Origin of the sequence: Roseburia sp. AF02-12, from assembly GCF_003461765.1 — a bacterium.
GTDB lineage: Bacteria > Bacillota > Clostridia > Lachnospirales > Lachnospiraceae > Roseburia_C > Roseburia_C amylophila.
In genome coordinates this window covers 1,154,001-1,171,798 of sequence record NZ_QTXS01000001.1, presented here as the reverse complement: position 1 = coordinate 1,171,798, position 17,798 = coordinate 1,154,001, and the positions used below count along the sequence as shown (strand labels likewise).

Here is a 17,798-nt window from a genome sequence, read left to right as displayed (position 1 = left end):
AATATGGAGATGAGGCTATGGTGAAAAAGAGTAAAGCAATTTTAAAACAAACAGGGGCAGGAATTTTTGTATATAGTGTGTTGGGGTTACTGGGAGCATTTGATAGCTATTATCGTGGAGCCAATATGGGCTTTACAGCATGTATAGCAGTGTGTGTAATAGCTTTTATTATTTTGGGGGCAGTAGTTTCATTTATAAGAAAAGAATATGATTATAGAAAATACAATGCACATATATGTTTATTTATTTCGCTGGGACTTTTGATACAAATAATGGTGCAGGGAAATTTGCCGCCTGAAAAAAGCACAGCAATTTGTATTATAAGTTATGTGATTTCTATAATATTGGGAATTTGGGGGGCATTATTAACAACTGGAAAAATAGTAATAAAAAATAAAAATGTAAGAAGTACGTTAAAAATTATAGAAACAATGAGTTTATTTTTATTAACGTGTTTGTGTGTGGTAGGAAGACGATTTTTTGGACGCAGAGGAGCAGTATTATTCAATGCATTAGGAAAACAAAAAAGTTCAGTATTTTTTTGGTGTTGTATTATGATTGTAATGATGGTTGCAGCATTTATAAGTGCATTTGTAAAAGTAGATATAATTGTGAGACCAGACTTTTATAAATCCAGAAATGAAAATAGTAATTAAAACATTACTTTTATAGAATGGGGGAAAAAGATGGTAAAGAGTAAAAGAAGAGCAAAGGTAGTTATAGGTATTATTATTCTTATTTTTATAGTATTAGTTATATTTCTTAAAATGAAATACGGTACATATGGATTACACGATTTTAATTGTTTTTTCCGTCAAAGCAAACAGGAAATTTTAGAAAAAGATGGGGAGCCTGTTAGCAGAGAAAAACTATATGGAAACTGCGAGGATATTAAATTTGAAGATATAGAATATACCTTTATTGGAAATTATATGGAAAGTGTTAGAATTACGGATCCTGATATTCGATTTGGAATACTGCAAATTGGGGTAGGCTCATCAAAAAAAGAAGTTATGCTGGCATATGGATTAAAGGAAACTTTAAGTAATGAGGAAGAAAATGAATATGCGGTTCAAAATGGTATTTATTCAACATCATTCTATTTTGATGAAAATGACAGAGTATATAAAATTGCATGTGGAACAGGAGTATAGTTCATTTTAAAGTTAAGGAATGGAAAAGATGATATACATATACACATTATTTCTTATTTTGCTATTTACATATGGAATCCGAATATTATTTAGAGAGTGTTTTGCAAATTTATTTGGGGTTAGAACAAATTTTAACCAAGGCGTGGGAGTAGTAGGTGGTTGGGCATTAATATATGTAAGGCTACTAAGTATATGCGCTTTGTTTAGTATCATGATAGGTTTGTGGGCATGGAAAGATGATATATTTAATCTTTGGAAACTATTTGATAATTCGGAAAAATTGGTGTGGGGCAAATGTCTGTGCAGAATAGTCATTATTGGTATTTTAATAATTAATGTAGGGTGCAATATAAAAAGAATTTTGATACATCTGAAAACAGAAGTAATAAAAAACGAATTTGCCCAAAGTATATTAACAAATGGTCGTGGTGTAGTATTAACTTTAACGATAAGCACGGTCTTTGATATATATTTACTACAGGCAGTATTGTGTGTTATGACAGGAAATATACATCCGGCTGTCTTAAATGCATGGAAAGCCGGAATTGTAGGGAAGGTAATATTGATTGCATTTGAAAAATTGTTTTACAGTGAGAAAATTTGTATATACCAGAATGGAACGGTAACATATTCTACATTATTAAAACGGGGATACGGCAATAAATTGTATTTTGAAAAAGAATATAAGAAAGCGAATAAAGCAAGATTATATGTAGATGGTGAAGAAGTATTAGAGACGGCATTTTTTAATATTGATCAGTTACTGAAAAACTATGGAAAAAAGAATGATGAGGAAGTGAAATCAGATGCAAAAGTGACTGGAAAGAAAATTCATTATATGAAAAGTACTAAGAGAAATGAACGGACATGCAGAACAATCGCAATTTCAGTAGGAGCAGCACTTGTTTTACTTGGAGTTTTATTTTATGTTTTTTTTGCAAGTAAAGTTGTAATGATTGTGATGTGGCTTTTGGCATTATTATATTATCCGGCACTTCTGGTGATAAAAAGAACATATGATAAATCCTTTTATATCATTTTTAACAGGGATTATATGCTGGTAATGGGATATAAAGGGACAGCATTTGTTAGTGAAAAAATAGAATATTCAAAGATAGGATACATAATGACTGGAGATAATTGCCCTCATAGGACTATTTTTGGAAAGACACCTGAAAAGTTACGCAGAGATTATGGCACATTTACAGATGTTTTTGATAGAAAGAAGGAGTATTTATTTTCATATGCAATGAATGATGATATAACACAGGAAATAATGGCAAGATGTAAAAATGTGAAAGAGATATTGGAATTGGATTAGAGCTGGTGAAAACAGATGATGAATAAACAAAAATATTATATTTCAGTAGTATATCACAATGTAATGAGAGGGCTGGCAATATATTGTGGTCTAATTTTAGGAATAATTGTTATATTAAAACTTACTGGTGACAGATATGGAATTGTGTCAATTCTTGTCCTGCTTGAATATGTAGGGATTGCGTTCTTATTAGTTTATGGAATCGGGTTCTTCATAGATGGATATTACATTCAGGATGAGAAAATAGTTTATTATCATAATTTTAAAAGACGAAAGAAAGATTTATCTGAAGTGAAGTCAGTTATAATATCCAATACCTATCTTTATTGACGAAATTTAAGAGTAAATATATATAAAAATGGCAAATTCGTTCATTGTCCGTGGATAACACTCTTTTTTGAAGAAATTGATGCGGGATTATTGGTTAAAGATAGAAAAGAACTAAATACACTGAAGGTTGAACATCAATTATACAAGAATTGTTCTAAATATGGTTTCATTTATAAAAATAATATGGACAAGTTTTTAATGAATTTTACCGGAGAGGTATATATAGCTAAAACCGTATATTTAAATTTTGAAGAAGAAATGAAGAAATTATTTGGAGCAAAGGTGATATATATTATTTCGGATATGGGAGGAGAGAATTAGAAGAGGAAAAGTTGTTTGGTATTTTTACAAATCAGATAAACATAGTTAAAAGAAATGGAACAGAATATCGATTCTTTTTAGAAAAAAGGAATAAGGTAGTAGAGTTTTTACAGACGAGGTGATAAAGAAAATGCACTTATTCATAAAATGTATTATGTTTTCTGTCTGGATGTGGTTTATAGTTAGGTTTTCAGAAAAACCGTCAGGCAGAAGAAAAATTTGGATAGATAATCGATTCTTATATGTATTTACCTGGTTGTGGCATTCTTATGGAGAAATTTCGATTATGGGGTTGATGTATGCGATAGGTGTACAGGTAGTTGATATTATTGGAGTCGTTTTTTATTTATTGATGCCATTAAATAGAGAAATAATATGCATTTATTGGTTAAAGTTTCTTTTGGGAGTTCTGTTTTGGGCTGCTGGAATTGGAATATTTGATATGGCAAAAAATGCGGAAGAGAAAAGAGAAAAAATTCTACTGTATTTTAGTTGTTTTTCAGTTTTAGCTTTTGGAATATGGTATGCATTATATTTAATACTGGCGGATTTTATAGGATTATTTTAGACGAGGTGATAGCATGAAATATTTTTTAATTATATTAATAATTTTAGCATTTGTGATAGGAATTTTTGATTTAAAGTTTATGCTTGAATGTAAGAAAGAGCAGAAAAATAATAAAGCAGAAGCATTTATCTATGTAGGGGATAAAAAAATAATATGGATATTTGGAATTCTGTTTTATATAATTAGCGTTTTGGAATGGGTGATTCTGTTATTTTCAATAGAAATAGCGTCACTATTTCTATTTCTTTTTTGTTGCTGTATGGTTCAACTTGGTTTTGCAACATTTTTGTGTCAGCATTTTACATATTCGGCAGTATTTATAAAGAAAAATGAAGTATTTTACTATGCAGAAAGAAAACTAAAAAATATCCCAATCGGGCAAATCACCGGGGTTAGTGCAATGCCGGGAAATGTGGCATATCTGTTTTTTAATGAAAAAAAGGAAAGACTGTTTGAACTTCAAATGAAAAAAGCTAATGCGAGAAAAATGCTGGAATATATCATAGATAGACAGCAGAACAATTAGAACAACGAAAAGGAGCCGGTTGCAATGGGAATCAGGGAAAAGTTACATCTTTTTAAGAATAAAGATAATGCAGTGGAAAATAGTTCCAAAGAAGCAGCAAGAAAGTGTGTATTAAAAGTACAGGATAAGTTCCGCCTTAGAAATACAGATGATATCGTGGTTGTAGGTGAACTGAAGGGAAAAATACAGGTGGGTGATGCTGTCTACATGAGTAATTTTTCGGATGATGATGGAGAAATACTGGTGACAGTAGTGCTCGGAATAGAAGTTGGACAGGGAAAAACTGTGCGTGAAGCAGAAAACTGTCGGGTAGGATTGAAATTGGAGCAGACTGGAACTTATCCGATAAAATGCGGAACAATGATATATTCAAGAGCGACAACTGTAGAAGAAGTACATGATGCCTATATTTCTGGTCTGGGAGATACTTATGTATCGTCAAAACAACTGGTACTTTCACAGAAAGAACTTGATGAGTTAAGCATTACGGATTGTTCAGAAATCTGGCGTTTGTATGCGTGGTATAAAACGAAAGTAATTCCGGCAAAGGATGATGCTGAAAAAGAAGAAGTCCGAAAGAGGATTGGTGTAATTGCAAAAGCCCTTGTTCAAAAGGTATTGGAAGCACCTGCTATTTATTGCGTATACAGTAAAATCACAGGAGAGCCGGCACTTTTTTCCCAGACAGTAGACCGACAGGATGGCACATATATGTGTACACCACCTGATATCTGGATTCTGACTAAGGCATATAAGGATATATTTAAAGTCAGATTTCCAGAAGAACGGTATGAAATCAGAGAGATTAAAAACGATGATTCCCATAAGGCAATTTACAATTTCCTTGGATACTGTTTTTATATGAACGGTGCCTGTGGAGTCAAAGTGGTAAATGAAAATACGGCAATAGCAGCGCCGGAATTTGTTCCGGAGCCGGACTACAGCAATATACCGGAAATTAGCGTTCCGGTTACTAATCCTGACCTGGTAAGATGGATGCTTCTGATTGCTCAGCTTGGGCAGCCGGTAACAGACGAGCAGAAACTTATTTACAAATTATATTTTAGATTTCTGTCCATAGAAATGACAAAAGCCAGATTTATTATTCCAACTAAAACGTCAGCAGATTTTCCGGAGCCGGATGAAAATGGCAAAACTGTACTGAAAAGGGATATGCAGATTTCACTTCCGACCATAGAAGGAAAGCATAATAATGCAGCGGTCAGAATGTATACGGACTGGAAGCGGCTGCAGGATGCTATGGGGGATGGCTGGAAAGGAATGGTACAGCCGATAGAAGGAATCATTGACCAGTTTGACTGTGCCATCAATCTGACCGAGCATGAGAAAGCCGGCTGCTATGTAGACAAGGAAATGTTCCGGGAAATGCAGTCCTTTGAAAAAGATTTCCAACAAAATAATTGACAAGAAATGACAAAGAGAGTAATCTATTAACAGAAAAAGTAATTTGATGAATGGGAGTATGAGTTATAAGTGATAGCTAGTACAAATATCACATAATTCAGATATGTTGGAATTCTCCAACAGTAATCCCCATTTGAGTTTAAACTAGAATATATAGATAGTGTAACTGATACTGTGAAATATAATACAGTGTTTATTTGTGTATTTGAAAAAATGACTATGGAAAATTTGTATTAGAGAATAGCCAGATGAGTGGAGAGAAATCTTTGAGGAGTCTGGATGATATGAAAATGATGGATAATCCGGTATTATCTGTTGAATTTCATAGAGCTGCTAGATAATAAGAATTTTTTCTTTGTGTTGTTTTAGATGTGGGTGTTATGCCGAGCAATAAGGATGTAAACAATTGTAAATTATCCAAATATGTAGGATGTGTGTCTTTGCTTTAGAAGGTAGAGGAATTGAAAATGATAACAGTTGATAAAGGAACTGAATTTGAAAGTAATGTATGTCAAATATTGTATACCACAAATCCTTATTCCATTTCTCATTATGATGGGGGACCAGATCGCGGAAGGGATATATTATTACAATATAAAATCGGGACAATGATTTATGATGTTATTGTCGAATGTAAATGTTATGCTCAGTCTGTAAATAAAGAAAATATAATGTCAAGTCTAGACTGGGCAAAAATCCACCGACCTGCATTATTATATTTATGGATTAAACCTTACTTAACGCCTTCCACTAAAGATTATATTAATTTATTTTGCAAAGAATATGGCATTTCAGTTTTATTTGAAGAAGAATTAAATATAGAAAAATATAATGAAGAATTAGAAAAAGAAAAATCAGATATTTTAGTTAATTTAAAGGAACGTATTATAGATTCGTTAAAAAATTCAAACCATACGAATTTAGTAGAATTAGAATACGATAATCAAATTGTATATACAGATCACTATCTTGCGGATCGTGAATGGGAAAGAAATATTTTAATGGGGAACGACTATTTAGCTTATTATATTCAAGGAGTTTCTGCATGTGGAAAGACACAATTATTAAAAAATATAGCTTATGTATATAACCAAAATGGAGAAAATATTTTTTGGCATACTATTTATGATGAAGAAAGTGAACGGCAAATCAGTTCCTTTTTCTTTTCTTTATCTCACTTTTTTGAAATACATTACAATGATTGCAATCTAAAAAATTATTTACAGAACCATGGTTTTTATTTATCAAATGAATTAATAAGCATATTAATGTATTTGTTAAAGCTTTTTCGTCCGATTATTATAATAGATAATGTTCATAAATGTTCTTTTGAGAATATGATTTTAAAAAATACATTTGAAACTATTATAACGGCTAAAACAAATAGAATTTATTTTATTGGTTGGTTTAATATTTTTCCTAAAACAGTTAACATTAAAAACAATCTAAGAATATTGGTACTAGAGGGCTTAGAAGAGAAGGATCTTGATTCAATAATTATTCATCATATTGGGATATCAAGGAAAGATATTGCGGCTTTAATCAAAAATCAGTATAATGGTCTGCCTGGTTATGCCATATTGGTAGATAGTCAAACAAACCAAAACAATCTTGAATCAAATGATACATACTTGCATGGCTTTATAGATTATTTAAGCCCAAGTGAGAAAAGGGTATTGTTTATTTTGACTTATGCATCATTGCCAATTGAAAAAAAATACTTTTCTAAATTGAATTTACTTGAAAACTTATCACAGTTAGTGGAAAAAAGATTAGTTGAGAATAGAGGGAATAGTTATCATGTTCACGACAAATATAAACCATTTTTTAAAAGTTATACTTTGAATAATGAAGATTTTCAAGAAATTATAAATGATCTTACAATAATATCTGAAACCGAGATTGATATTGTATTGGACATTATTAGCATATACAATGAGCATAAGCTACTACAAAATGCATACTGTTTTTTGGAAAAATCATTTCCTAGACTTTTACATCATCAGCTGATTAAGAAAACATTAAAACTTGTTCAACAAATGGAAGAAATTTCGACTGACAATGAGTATTTAATAGAATTATGTAAAATGAAAATAATTTTATTAGAGCGGCTGTCGCAATATGATTTATGTGTTCAATATCTGACAATAATAGAAAAGGATATTGATTTTTGTTCTTTACAATGGGAAAGCATATATTATGTTCAATTAAGGTGCTTCTATTTTTGTGATTTATATGACAAATTATTACTCTCATTTTATGATAACAGAAAATATATTTTTGAACAGATGAAAGAAGAACTTCGAATACAAATTCTGCTTCTTATAGGAAGAGTTTACTATATTAGAGGAGATTTGGAAACTTCTCTCACGATATATTTGCTTAGTTATCAATTTGCGATTTCTAATAATAATACTTCTTTAGCAGTAAAAACAATACATAGAATTGCGATGATAGAATGTTGCAAAGGATTATATCCAGAAAGTAAAAACACCTTTTTAAAAATAGCGGAATTGGAAACACTAATAACCCCAAAGCGAAAATCGTTTGCATATTATCGTATTGCTAAATGTTGCTTTGCATTGGATGAGTTAGATGAGAGTATAGACTATTTACAAAAAAGTATTTCGATTAAAGAGTCTTATAACGATAAACGAGGAATTATGTATGCGTATAAATTAATGGCTAACGTATATTTTAAAAGACATGAATTTGTGGATGCGATATTTTATATAGAACAGGCACAGAATATTGCAAAAGAACTTGGATTAGCTAAAGAAGTAGTAGCTGTCAATTTGACTTTAGTTAAAAATATAATGAAATATGAGATAAATTATAAAGAAATCAATATCGAAGAATTATTATATGATTGTTTATGTATTGCATCAAATGAAAAGTTGCTTTTTCGAATTGATACCATTGTTCGCCTATCAGAAGGAACCTATACTGATTTACATAATGAATCAAAAAAGCAGTATGAATTGACTAAACAATTCTTAGAACGTAGTGTATTAGAACAATGTGATATATACAGCAAATATTTATCTAAGCACATAAAAAATTTATTTGAGCGGTTACATAATAATAATAAAGCTATTACATCTACCTTGCTAATAGAAGCAGGCATCATAACTTCGGAGCTAAAAAATTTGAGAATAAATGTAGATGATTTATAATAATTTCTGAACTAATCCATTAGGATATTTAGGAATATCTTCGAACTGCTTATCCTTTATAATAGCAGTTAACATTCTTAATGCTTGATTATGTGAACAAATTATAATATTATTTTTTAAAAGCATTTTTTCTATAGAATGTGAGAAAGAGGTAATTCTAAATTTGAATTCATCAAAACTTTCTCCCATAGGAGGTGTCATATATTCTTTAAAATGCCCATTAAAAAAGTAATCTGGATATTCTTTAAATAATTCGCATCGTTTTTTACCTTCCAGAATCCCCATATTTCTTTCAATAATACGCGAATCTGTAGAAGAAGAGATTTGAAGCCCGGATTGCGTTTGTAGTATTTTTCCTGTTAAGACACATCGATTTAATGGTGAAGAGATCAGTATATATGATTCCAACTGACTTTCTTTGCTTAAAATGGAGTAGTTAACAGAGTACTCTAGTAGCGGGCAATCCGTTTGTCCGCTAACAATATTTTTTTCATTAAATAACGTCTTACAATGTCTAAGAACATATAATTTCTTTTTCATGTTAAATTTTTAAGTTGAACACAGGTGTTAGCTTGTCAACAATAACTCCTTTTTTATATTCGTTGCACCATTTATAGGCAGAATCGCCTCTATAATAAAAAGGCATATCAATAATATTATTGGTCAACATCTTTGATTTGTTGGTATATGTCACTATATAATTATTAGCAGACCCATTACATTTTTCGGAACTGATAACAGAAGATAATGCATATCCCCCGCCATGAGGAGCACAAAACAATATTTTATTAGGGGATATTTCAACTGGTTCATTTATATTAGTTATAGGTAAATCTTCTTCTGGCGATAACATAATTGGGCACATAAAAGGAAGATTATCTGCATATGCTCCTAGGAGGATTGTTCCCATATCCATAAAGCCTTCATGCGTACGATGAAATAAGATTTGTGCTTCAGGAAACAATTCTTTTAAAATTAGTTCACGGTAATACATAGACTTTTTTTCAAAATACAAATATTTATTATAATATAAAGAGGCGTCATCATTTTTTAAAAAATGAAAAGGTGTGCCTAAGATATCAATGCTGCAAACCCTTGCCATTAAATCGTCATTTTTTTCGCTATATAAGGACTTTTTTGCAAAAGAGAAAGAACCATGTATTAAGAAGTAATATGTATTTTTCTTTGCGTTATAATAAAGTCCAAAGAAATGATTACGCTTATTAAAATCATTTGGATTAATATCATCATATGAATTTATAATCTCTAAATATTTTTTTTGGATTTGTTCAATATCGTAATCCTGATTTGGGACTTCTGCAAAAATAATACCACAACAATTTGGTCGAAAATCAATTGGTATAAATGGTATAGTCTGCCCTATATTGATAATACATCCATACGGGAACCCTGCATTCCAGCGTAGAGCGTTTCTTGTATAAGTGAAATCAGGCAATGCAATGAAAAAATTGTTTGAAATATCTAAGTCCAATTTTTCCATACAGATATTTAAACGCGTAAGCCCTATAATCCCATGTTCTTTTGCTATATTAGCAGTAGCATCTTTAGTACTTAAGTCTATAAAATGTTTTATAGATTCATTATAATATTTAATATTTTGTTTAATAGTTTATCCCTCTTTTCTATTAGCAATTAGTAACTTAAATTTTAATTTTCGGTACATGTTATAGATAATTTACAATTGTTTACATCCTTATTGCTCGGCATAACACCCACATCTAAAACAACACAAAGAAAAAAATCTTATTATCTAGCAGCTCTATGAAATTCAACAGATAATACCGGATTATCCATCATTTCAAGCCATAACAATCCATAATTAATAATTCCAAACAGCGCTCGTTTAAATTCTGCTATCCTCATCTGTCATTTCGTGTTACAATAATTTCGCACAGAAAAATCCACATGAGAGGATGTGAACATCATGTGTAATTTGAGTCAGGGAATAAAAGAAGATGGGATGGCAGAAATCTTTGCACGCATGAGCAGAAAAGGTTATTCACCAGAGCAGATTGCAGAGATGACAGATACAGACGTAAGAGAAGTAAAAGCACTCCTGCAAAGAATAAAATAGAAATATAATATAGAATAAATATACCCCCTAAAAGGACTGTTAGAAAGGCAAAAACACCGTAAAAATACTGCCAATTCTAACAGTCCTTTTTATCTTTTACCCCACCCTGAAATCCTTCCTTGGATGTTTGTTCATCAGAATGTCCCGCTGCTTTGCTGTGGAAACATGGGTGTAGATTTCCGTGATGTGGATGGAACTGTGACCAAGCATTTCCTGGATGTAGCGGATATCCACATCGGCTTCTAAGAGGCTGGTGGCGAAGGTGTGGCGGAACATGTGCGGAGTGATGTGCATATCAATGGAAGCAAGGCTGCAGTATTTCCGGATGGTTCGGCGGACGTACTGGTCGGAGAGAGGACGTCCTGCCTGGTTGACGAAGAAGCGGTTGGTACGCTTAATATCAGGAAGGTAATATTTCCGGTATTCCAGCAGGGTGTGGACAACATCGTCATTGCCAATCTGGAGGAGCCGCTCTTTGGAACCTTTGCCGAAGATAAGCAGAGTCCGGTTGGAAAGGTTGATGTCATCCGGTGTGATGGAACACAGCTCAGAGATTCGGATGCCGGTGGCGAAGAGCAGTTCGATAACAGCAGCATCCCGGAGCGCATTTTTACGCTGGAAATCGGTAGCGGCGTAGGAGTATTGGTGATAGATAGAAGATAAAAGCAGTTCAATCGTAGGAAGCGGAATGGTTTTAGGAAGAATCACCGGTTCCCGGAATTTGATATGCAATTTGTTAAAAGGGTTGGAGACAATGCGGTCGCGGTAGTCGAGGTAGTGGAAAAAGGCTTTGAGGGAGGCAAGCTTTCGCTTTACGGTTTTGGGCTTGAATTGTTCATGAAGGGAGGCAACATAGGACTCTAATATGGCAGGAGAGATGTCAGATATACTGTAAGCAGAAGGAAAAGCAGCCGCAAGGCTGGTACCAAACTGTGTAAGGTCGATGCGGTATGCTTTTAAGGTTTTGCCATCAAGGCGTTTCTGGGTGCGGCAGTAGGTTAAATACTGGTTCATTTCAAAGTTAAAATCATGCATAATAAATACTCCTTTGTATGTGGCAGGAGGCTGTCCTGCCTGAATATAGATATAAGAGTATATCATAGAAAAATTTTTTATAAAAATTTCCAACTTCATATTGACAATTTGAAATCCCAAGCGTATTATGAACATATGAACAAATGCTCATATGTTAAAACGACCTGGAGGTGAGAAGATGGCAATGAACGATGTAGAATGCTGCGAAGAAAACTGCATTCATGCAGAGCTTCTTAAGAAGGCACGGGAGAAGATGCCGGATGAAGATGAATTATATGATCTGGCAGAGCTTTTTAAAGTATTTGGTGATTCTACCAGAATCCGGATCCTGTTTGTATTATTTGGCTCGGAAGTATGTGTGTGTGATCTGGCAGAGACGTTGAACATGACGCAGTCAGCAGTATCCCATCAGCTTAAGATTTTAAAACAGGCGAAGCTGGTAAGCAGCAGGCGGGAAGGAAAATCCGTATTTTATTCACTGGCAGATGAACATGTAAGAACCATTATCGACCAGGGCAGAGAACATATTGAAGAATGAGGAGGATATTATAATGAAGAAAAAATTTAAATTGGAAGACTTAGACTGTGCAAACTGTGCAGCAAAAATGGAAGATGCAATCAAGAAAATCCCAGGAGTCAATGATGCTGTAGTAAGCTTCATGACACAGAAGATGACCATCGATGCAGAAGATGAGCGTTTTGAAGAAATTATGGATGAAGTAGCCAAAGTATGTGCAAAGGTAGAACCGGACTGCCGGATTCTGCGATAGGAGATAGCTTATGACAAAGAATCAGAAAAAAATGCTGGAACGTATTCTGGTTACTGCAGTGCTGTTTGTAGCACTTCTGGTATTGGAACACGTTGGTGTCTTAGAACAGATTACACAGCCAGTCCTGATTTTTATTATTTATCTAGTACCATACCTTTTGATTGGCTATGATATTATATTTAAAGCATTCCGGAATATCAGTCATGGACAGGTATTTGATGAGAACTTTCTGATGATGATTGCAACGTTTGGAGCATTTGGAGTACGGGAGTATTCCGAGGGTGTTGCAGTTATGCTGTTCTATCAGATTGGAGAACTTTTCCAGGGCTATGCCGTTGGAAAATCCAGACAGTCCATTGCAGATATGATGGACATTTGTCCGGAATATGCCAATGTGGAAGAGGATGGCAAATTAGTCCAGGCAGATCCGGATGATGTGGAAATCGGCACTGTCATTGTGGTAAAACCGGGCGAGCGTATTCCGCTGGATGGAATTGTAGTAGAAGGTGAGTCCATGGTCGATACCGCGGCACTGACCGGAGAATCTGTTCCAAGAAGAGCAGCAGAAGGTGATGAAATCATCAGCGGCTGTGTCAATGGAAGCGGTACTTTAAAGGTAAAAGTAACAAAAGCATTCGAAGATTCCACAGTATCCAAGATTCTGGAACTGGTGGAGAATGCAAGCAGCAAGAAAGCAAGAGTGGAGAACTTTATCACCAGATTTGCAAAATATTACACTCCGGTTGTTACCATTGGAGCAGTAATTCTTGCAATCCTGCCACCGATTATTTTGGGCGGCGGCTGGGCTGAGTGGATTCAGAGAGCCTGTATTTTCCTTGTTATTTCCTGCCCGTGTGCCCTTGTAATCTCCGTCCCATTGGGATTCTTCGGCGGTATCGGAGCATCTTCTAACTTAGGTGTTCTTGTAAAAGGAAGTAACTATTTAGAGGCAGTGGCTGAGATGACCACTATCGTATTTGACAAAACCGGTACACTGACCAAAGGCGAGTTCAAGGTATCTGAGGTACTTCCGGTAAATGGAAGCAAAGAGGAACTCTTAGAGCTTTCAGCCCATGTAGAAGGATATTCCAATCATCCAATTGCTAATTCCGTGCGTGAAGCCTATGGCAAAGAACTGGATATGAACCGGGTAAATGGAACAGAAGAAATTGCCGGACATGGAATTCATACATTTGTAGATGGAAAAGAAGTATGGCTTGGAAATGCCAAAATGATGGCAGCCCGGAATATTTCCTATACCGAAAACAGTAGTGCTGGAACCGTGATTTATGTTGCGGTAGATGGAGCATTTGCCGGAACCATTGTAATTTCCGATTCCATTAAGGAGGGCGTAAAAGAAGCTATCCATAGCATGAAGAAGGTAGGCGTGAAGAAATGCGTTATGCTGACCGGAGACCGTAAGGCAGCAGCACAGGCAGTAGCAGATGAACTGGGACTGGATGAAGTGCATGCAGAATTACTGCCGGGTGACAAGGTAAGTCAGGTTGAGGCACTTCTGAAAGAACAGCATGAGAAAGAAAAACTTGCATTTGTGGGTGATGGCATCAACGATGCACCAGTACTGACCAGAGCAGACATTGGAATTGCAATGGGAAGTATGGGTTCCGATGCAGCCATTGAAGCTGCAGATGTAGTTCTTATGGATGATGATGTGCGAAAGATTGCATCTCTTGTGAAGATTGCAAGAAAGACACTTTCCATCGTGCACCAGAATATCGTATTTGCACTTGGCGTAAAAGCAATTGTACTGATACTCGGTGCATTTGGTATTGCCAATATGTGGGAAGCAGTATTTGCAGATGTAGGTGTATCTGTCATTGCAATTTTAAATTCCATGCGGACACTGCACATTGCAAAGAAATAGTATAAAGGCGTTTATTGAGAAAAAGAATCAGTAAACGCCTTTCTTTTACCAAACAGATAGGCTATACTAACAAAAGTTGCAAAAAGCTAACAGGAAGTCGGAAATAGTACAGCATTGGGAAAGAGGGAAGCAGGAGTAACAAAATAAAAGAACTGAAAAAAGAGTCAGAAAAGAAAAAGGAGGATGAATATGTTTCTGGAGATTCAGAATTTGAAAAAAAGTTTTGGACAGGGAGAGGCAAAAACAGAAGTTTTGAAGGGAATTAATTTCTCTGTTGAAAAAGGTGAGATTTGCGTATTGTTAGGACCGTCCGGTTCCGGTAAATCAACACTTTTGAATATTATCGGAGGAATTGACAGTGCAGACAGCGGCTATATTTCCATCAATGGAGAGAAAACAGCAGATATGAACGAAAAGGCACTGACGAATTACCGCCGCCGCCATTTAGGATATGTATTTCAGATGTATAATCTGATCCCAAACCTCAATGTGAAGGAAAATATCGAGGTAGGAGCATATCTGAGTGATAAATCATTAGACATTGACGAATTGCTTAAGACACTGGGACTTTATGAGCATCGTCATAAGCTGCCAAACCAGTTATCCGGTGGACAGCAGCAGCGTACAGCCATTGGCCGTGCCATTGTAAAGAACCCGGATATTCTGCTCTGTGATGAGCCGACCGGAGCACTGGATTACAATACATCCAAAGAGATTTTGAAGCTGATTGAGGATGTAAATCAGAAATATGGAAATACCGTTATTATGGTTACCCATAATGATGCCATCAAAAACATGGCAGACCGTGTCATTAAGCTGCGTGATGGACAGATTCGAAAGGATTACACCAATGAAGTGAAGATTCCTGCACAGGAACTTGACTGGTAAAGGCGGTGATGAAAGTGAAGAGTCCATTAAGAAAACGAATTCCAAGGGAATTGAAAACAGATTTTGGAAAATATCTTGTGATTTTCCTGTTCCTGACGGCTACTATCGGATTTGTATCGGGATTTCTGGTGGCAGGAAGCAGTATGATAACTGCCTATAATGAGAGTTTTGAAAAGTACAATATTGAAGACGGTAATTTCGAACTGATGGAAGAAGCTGACGATACGCTGCTTACAGAACTGGAAAAAGAAGGCGTAACAATTTATGAGAATTACTATCTGGAAGAAGCGGTGGTAAATGGCAAGTCAGACAGTACCCTCCGTATTTTTAAACCGAGAAACGAAGTGGATAAAGTATGTCTGATGGATGGAGAAATGCCGCAGCAGGAAGATGAAATTGCAATTGACCGGATGTATGCGGACAATAATTCCCTGAAAGTAGGAGACACCATTAAAGTAGGCGGCGAGAAAAAGACCATCAGTGGTCTTGTGGCATTATCGGATTACAGTGCGCTGTTTTCCGATAGCAAGGATCTGATGTTTGATGCCATAAAATTTGGCGTTGCCATTGCCACAGAGGATGCTTTTGATGCTTATGGCACCGGCAATCTCCATTACAGCTATTCCTGGAAATATGAAAAAACTCCGGCTGATGATACGGAAGCAAAAGAGAAAGCAGAAGATTTTATGAAAGTGCTGGGCAGTAAGGCGGCAATAGCAGCATACATACCGGCATTTTCCAATCAGGCAATTCATTTTACGGGAGATGATATGGGTGGAGACAAAACAATGGTAATGACGCTGTTATATATCCTGATAGCGATTATGGCATTTGTCTTTGCAGTTACCACCAATAATACGATTACAAAAGAAGCAGCAGTCATCGGAACGCTGCGTGCATCCGGCTATACCAGAGGAGAACTGCTGCGGCATTATCTGCATCTTCCGGTACTGGTGACAATCGTAGCAGCAATTATTGGAAATATACTTGGCTATACCGTATTTAAAAATATGGTAGCAGATTTGTACTATGGAAGCTATAGTCTGCCGACCTACCATACCATCTGGAATGGGGATGCGTTTATCCTGACAACGGTGATTCCGGCAATCATAATGATTGTTATAAATCTGCTTTTGATTTCTTCCAAACTGCGTATTTTACCACTGAATTTCCTGCGCAGGGATTTGAGCAGAAGAAAGCGGAAAAAAGCAGTAAAACTGCCGCATTTCAAATTCTTTAACCGGTTCCGTATCCGTATTATTTTACAGAACCGTGCGGGCTACCTGACTTTATTTATCGGTATTGCTTTTGCAGAAATTCTGCTGGTTTTCGGCATGATGATGTCACCACTTTTAGACCATTATCAGGATGAAGTGCTGTCCCACATGCTTGCAGATTATCAGTATGTATTAAAAGCACCGGTTCCAACGGAAACAGATGGCGCAGAGACTTATCTTGCCGGTAGTTTAAAGACAATGCCGACAGAATTCAACAGCGAAGAGGTCAGCGTCTATGGCGTTGAAAAAGACAGTGCTTATGTTGATATTGATTTCCCAAAAGAAGGTGTCTACATTTCGGATAGTTATGCAGAAAAATACCGGCTCGCAGAAGGCGATACCATTGAGTTAAAGGAAACTTATGGAGATAAGAAATACAAGTTTAAGGTGGCTGGAATCTATGAGTATCCGGCAGCGGTGGCAATTTTTATGCCGGAAGAGGAATATCGGGATGTATTTGACAAAGAGGAGGGTTATTTCAATGGATATTTCTCCGATAAGAAGATTACCGATATTGAGGATGCCTATATCATGACGACCATTACAGAAGATGACCTTACCAAGGTATCAAGACAGCTTGATGTATCTATGGGCGGCATGTTCTATCTGATGAATGTATTTTCTGTTGCATTGGCAGCAATCCTTATTTACCTGATGACAAAGCTGATTATCGAGCGGAATGCTTCATCCATATCCATGGTTAAGATATTGGGTTACAACATCCGAGAAATCGGGAAACTGTATCTGACAGCCACCACCTGGATTGTGGTGATATCCGTTATCCTGGGTGAAGCAATTGCTACCGAGACCATCAATGTCATCTACCGGGCAATGATGAGTGATTACTCCGGCTGGCTGAGCATCTACTATGACCCGAACATCTACTGGAAAATACTGCTTATGGTACTGGCAGCATACTTCGTAGTGGCATTGTTCTGCCTTCGGAAGATTCGGAAGATACCGATGGACGAAGCACTGAAGAATGTAGAGTAGAACTTGAAAATGTAATATTGCAGCGAAACTGCTG

The 17,798-nt window shown here is 35.5% G+C and carries 18 protein-coding genes; 15 read left to right on the top strand and 3 right to left on the bottom strand.

Going from position 1 to position 17,798, the window contains the following annotated elements:
- The first annotated feature begins 17 nt into the window (after window positions 1-17).
- From DV740_RS05765 to DV740_RS05725, 9 genes are all read left to right on the top strand, one after another.
- A complete protein-coding gene (locus DV740_RS05765) occupies window positions 18-656 on the top strand; it encodes a hypothetical protein (RefSeq protein WP_118087612.1) in 639 nt (212 codons plus the stop codon).
- A 30-nt stretch (window positions 657-686) separates the two neighbouring features.
- Entirely contained in the window at window positions 687-1,154 is a 468-nt protein-coding gene (locus DV740_RS05760; protein WP_118087611.1) for a hypothetical protein, read from the top strand.
- A 19-nt stretch (window positions 1,155-1,173) separates the two neighbouring features.
- Entirely contained in the window at window positions 1,174-2,475 is a 1,302-nt protein-coding gene (locus DV740_RS14665) for a hypothetical protein (protein WP_147340197.1), read from the top strand.
- A gap of 15 nt (window positions 2,476-2,490) precedes the next feature.
- Complete coding sequence (locus tag DV740_RS05750; RefSeq protein ID WP_118087609.1) at window positions 2,491-2,805, top strand: hypothetical protein; 315 nt, start codon at window positions 2,491-2,493, stop codon at window positions 2,803-2,805.
- Between the two features lie 90 nt (window positions 2,806-2,895).
- Window positions 2,896-3,126, top strand: a complete 231-nt coding sequence (locus DV740_RS05745; RefSeq protein ID WP_118087608.1) for a hypothetical protein — start codon at window positions 2,896-2,898, stop codon at window positions 3,124-3,126.
- 286 nt (window positions 3,127-3,412) lie between these two features.
- Window positions 3,413-3,694, top strand: a complete 282-nt coding sequence (locus tag DV740_RS14660; RefSeq protein WP_147340198.1) for a hypothetical protein — start codon at window positions 3,413-3,415, stop codon at window positions 3,692-3,694.
- 13 nt (window positions 3,695-3,707) lie between these two features.
- Window positions 3,708-4,220: a hypothetical protein gene (locus DV740_RS05735; RefSeq protein ID WP_118087607.1), complete on the top strand. Its 513-nt coding sequence runs from the start codon at window positions 3,708-3,710 to the stop codon at window positions 4,218-4,220.
- A 24-nt stretch (window positions 4,221-4,244) separates the two neighbouring features.
- A complete protein-coding gene (locus DV740_RS05730; RefSeq protein ID WP_118087606.1) occupies window positions 4,245-5,645 on the top strand; it encodes a hypothetical protein in 1,401 nt (466 codons plus the stop codon).
- Between the two features lie 467 nt (window positions 5,646-6,112).
- Window positions 6,113-8,821, top strand: coding sequence for a tetratricopeptide repeat protein (locus DV740_RS05725; protein WP_117842036.1), 2,709 nt, complete (start codon window positions 6,113-6,115; stop codon window positions 8,819-8,821).
- On the opposite strand, the gene DV740_RS05720 is transcribed toward DV740_RS05725, so the two are convergent.
- Window positions 8,816-9,361 carry a histidine phosphatase family protein gene (locus DV740_RS05720; protein ID WP_117842035.1) on the bottom strand — a complete coding sequence of 182 codons (546 nt, stop codon included), beginning with the start codon at window positions 9,359-9,361 and terminating at the stop codon, window positions 8,816-8,818. The two genes, DV740_RS05725 and DV740_RS05720, sit on opposite strands and share 6 nt — an antisense overlap.
- 1 nt (window position 9,362) lies before the next feature.
- A complete protein-coding gene (locus tag DV740_RS05715; RefSeq protein WP_118087605.1) occupies window positions 9,363-10,322 on the bottom strand; it encodes a hypothetical protein in 960 nt (319 codons plus the stop codon).
- 444 nt (window positions 10,323-10,766) lie between these two features.
- On the opposite strand from DV740_RS05715, the gene DV740_RS14930 reads away from it, so the two are divergent.
- Window positions 10,767-10,916 carry a hypothetical protein gene (locus DV740_RS14930; RefSeq protein WP_022243978.1) on the top strand — a complete coding sequence of 50 codons (150 nt, stop codon included), beginning with the start codon at window positions 10,767-10,769 and terminating at the stop codon, window positions 10,914-10,916.
- A gap of 96 nt (window positions 10,917-11,012) precedes the next feature.
- On the opposite strand, the gene DV740_RS05710 is transcribed toward DV740_RS14930, so the two are convergent.
- A complete protein-coding gene (locus DV740_RS05710) occupies window positions 11,013-11,951 on the bottom strand; it encodes a tyrosine-type recombinase/integrase (protein ID WP_117698029.1) in 939 nt (312 codons plus the stop codon).
- Window positions 11,952-12,129: 178 nt separating this feature from the next.
- Between DV740_RS05710 and DV740_RS05705 the strand changes: the two genes are divergently transcribed.
- From DV740_RS05705 to DV740_RS05685, 5 genes are all read left to right on the top strand, one after another.
- Window positions 12,130-12,489 carry an ArsR/SmtB family transcription factor gene (locus DV740_RS05705; protein ID WP_117698030.1) on the top strand — a complete coding sequence of 120 codons (360 nt, stop codon included), beginning with the start codon at window positions 12,130-12,132 and terminating at the stop codon, window positions 12,487-12,489.
- 13 nt (window positions 12,490-12,502) lie between these two features.
- Window positions 12,503-12,721, top strand: a complete 219-nt coding sequence (locus tag DV740_RS05700; protein ID WP_117698031.1) for a cation transporter — start codon at window positions 12,503-12,505, stop codon at window positions 12,719-12,721.
- Window positions 12,722-12,731: 10 nt separating this feature from the next.
- A complete protein-coding gene (locus tag DV740_RS05695) occupies window positions 12,732-14,606 on the top strand; it encodes a heavy metal translocating P-type ATPase (RefSeq protein WP_118087604.1) in 1,875 nt (624 codons plus the stop codon).
- A gap of 189 nt (window positions 14,607-14,795) precedes the next feature.
- Window positions 14,796-15,494 (top strand): ABC transporter ATP-binding protein, encoded by a 699-nt coding sequence (locus tag DV740_RS05690; protein WP_118087603.1) that lies wholly within the window; start codon window positions 14,796-14,798, stop codon window positions 15,492-15,494.
- A gap of 14 nt (window positions 15,495-15,508) precedes the next feature.
- On the top strand, window positions 15,509-17,764 hold the full coding sequence (locus DV740_RS05685; protein WP_118087957.1) for an ABC transporter permease: 2,256 nt from the start codon (window positions 15,509-15,511) through the stop codon (window positions 17,762-17,764).
- The last annotated feature ends 34 nt before the right edge of the window (window positions 17,765-17,798 follow it).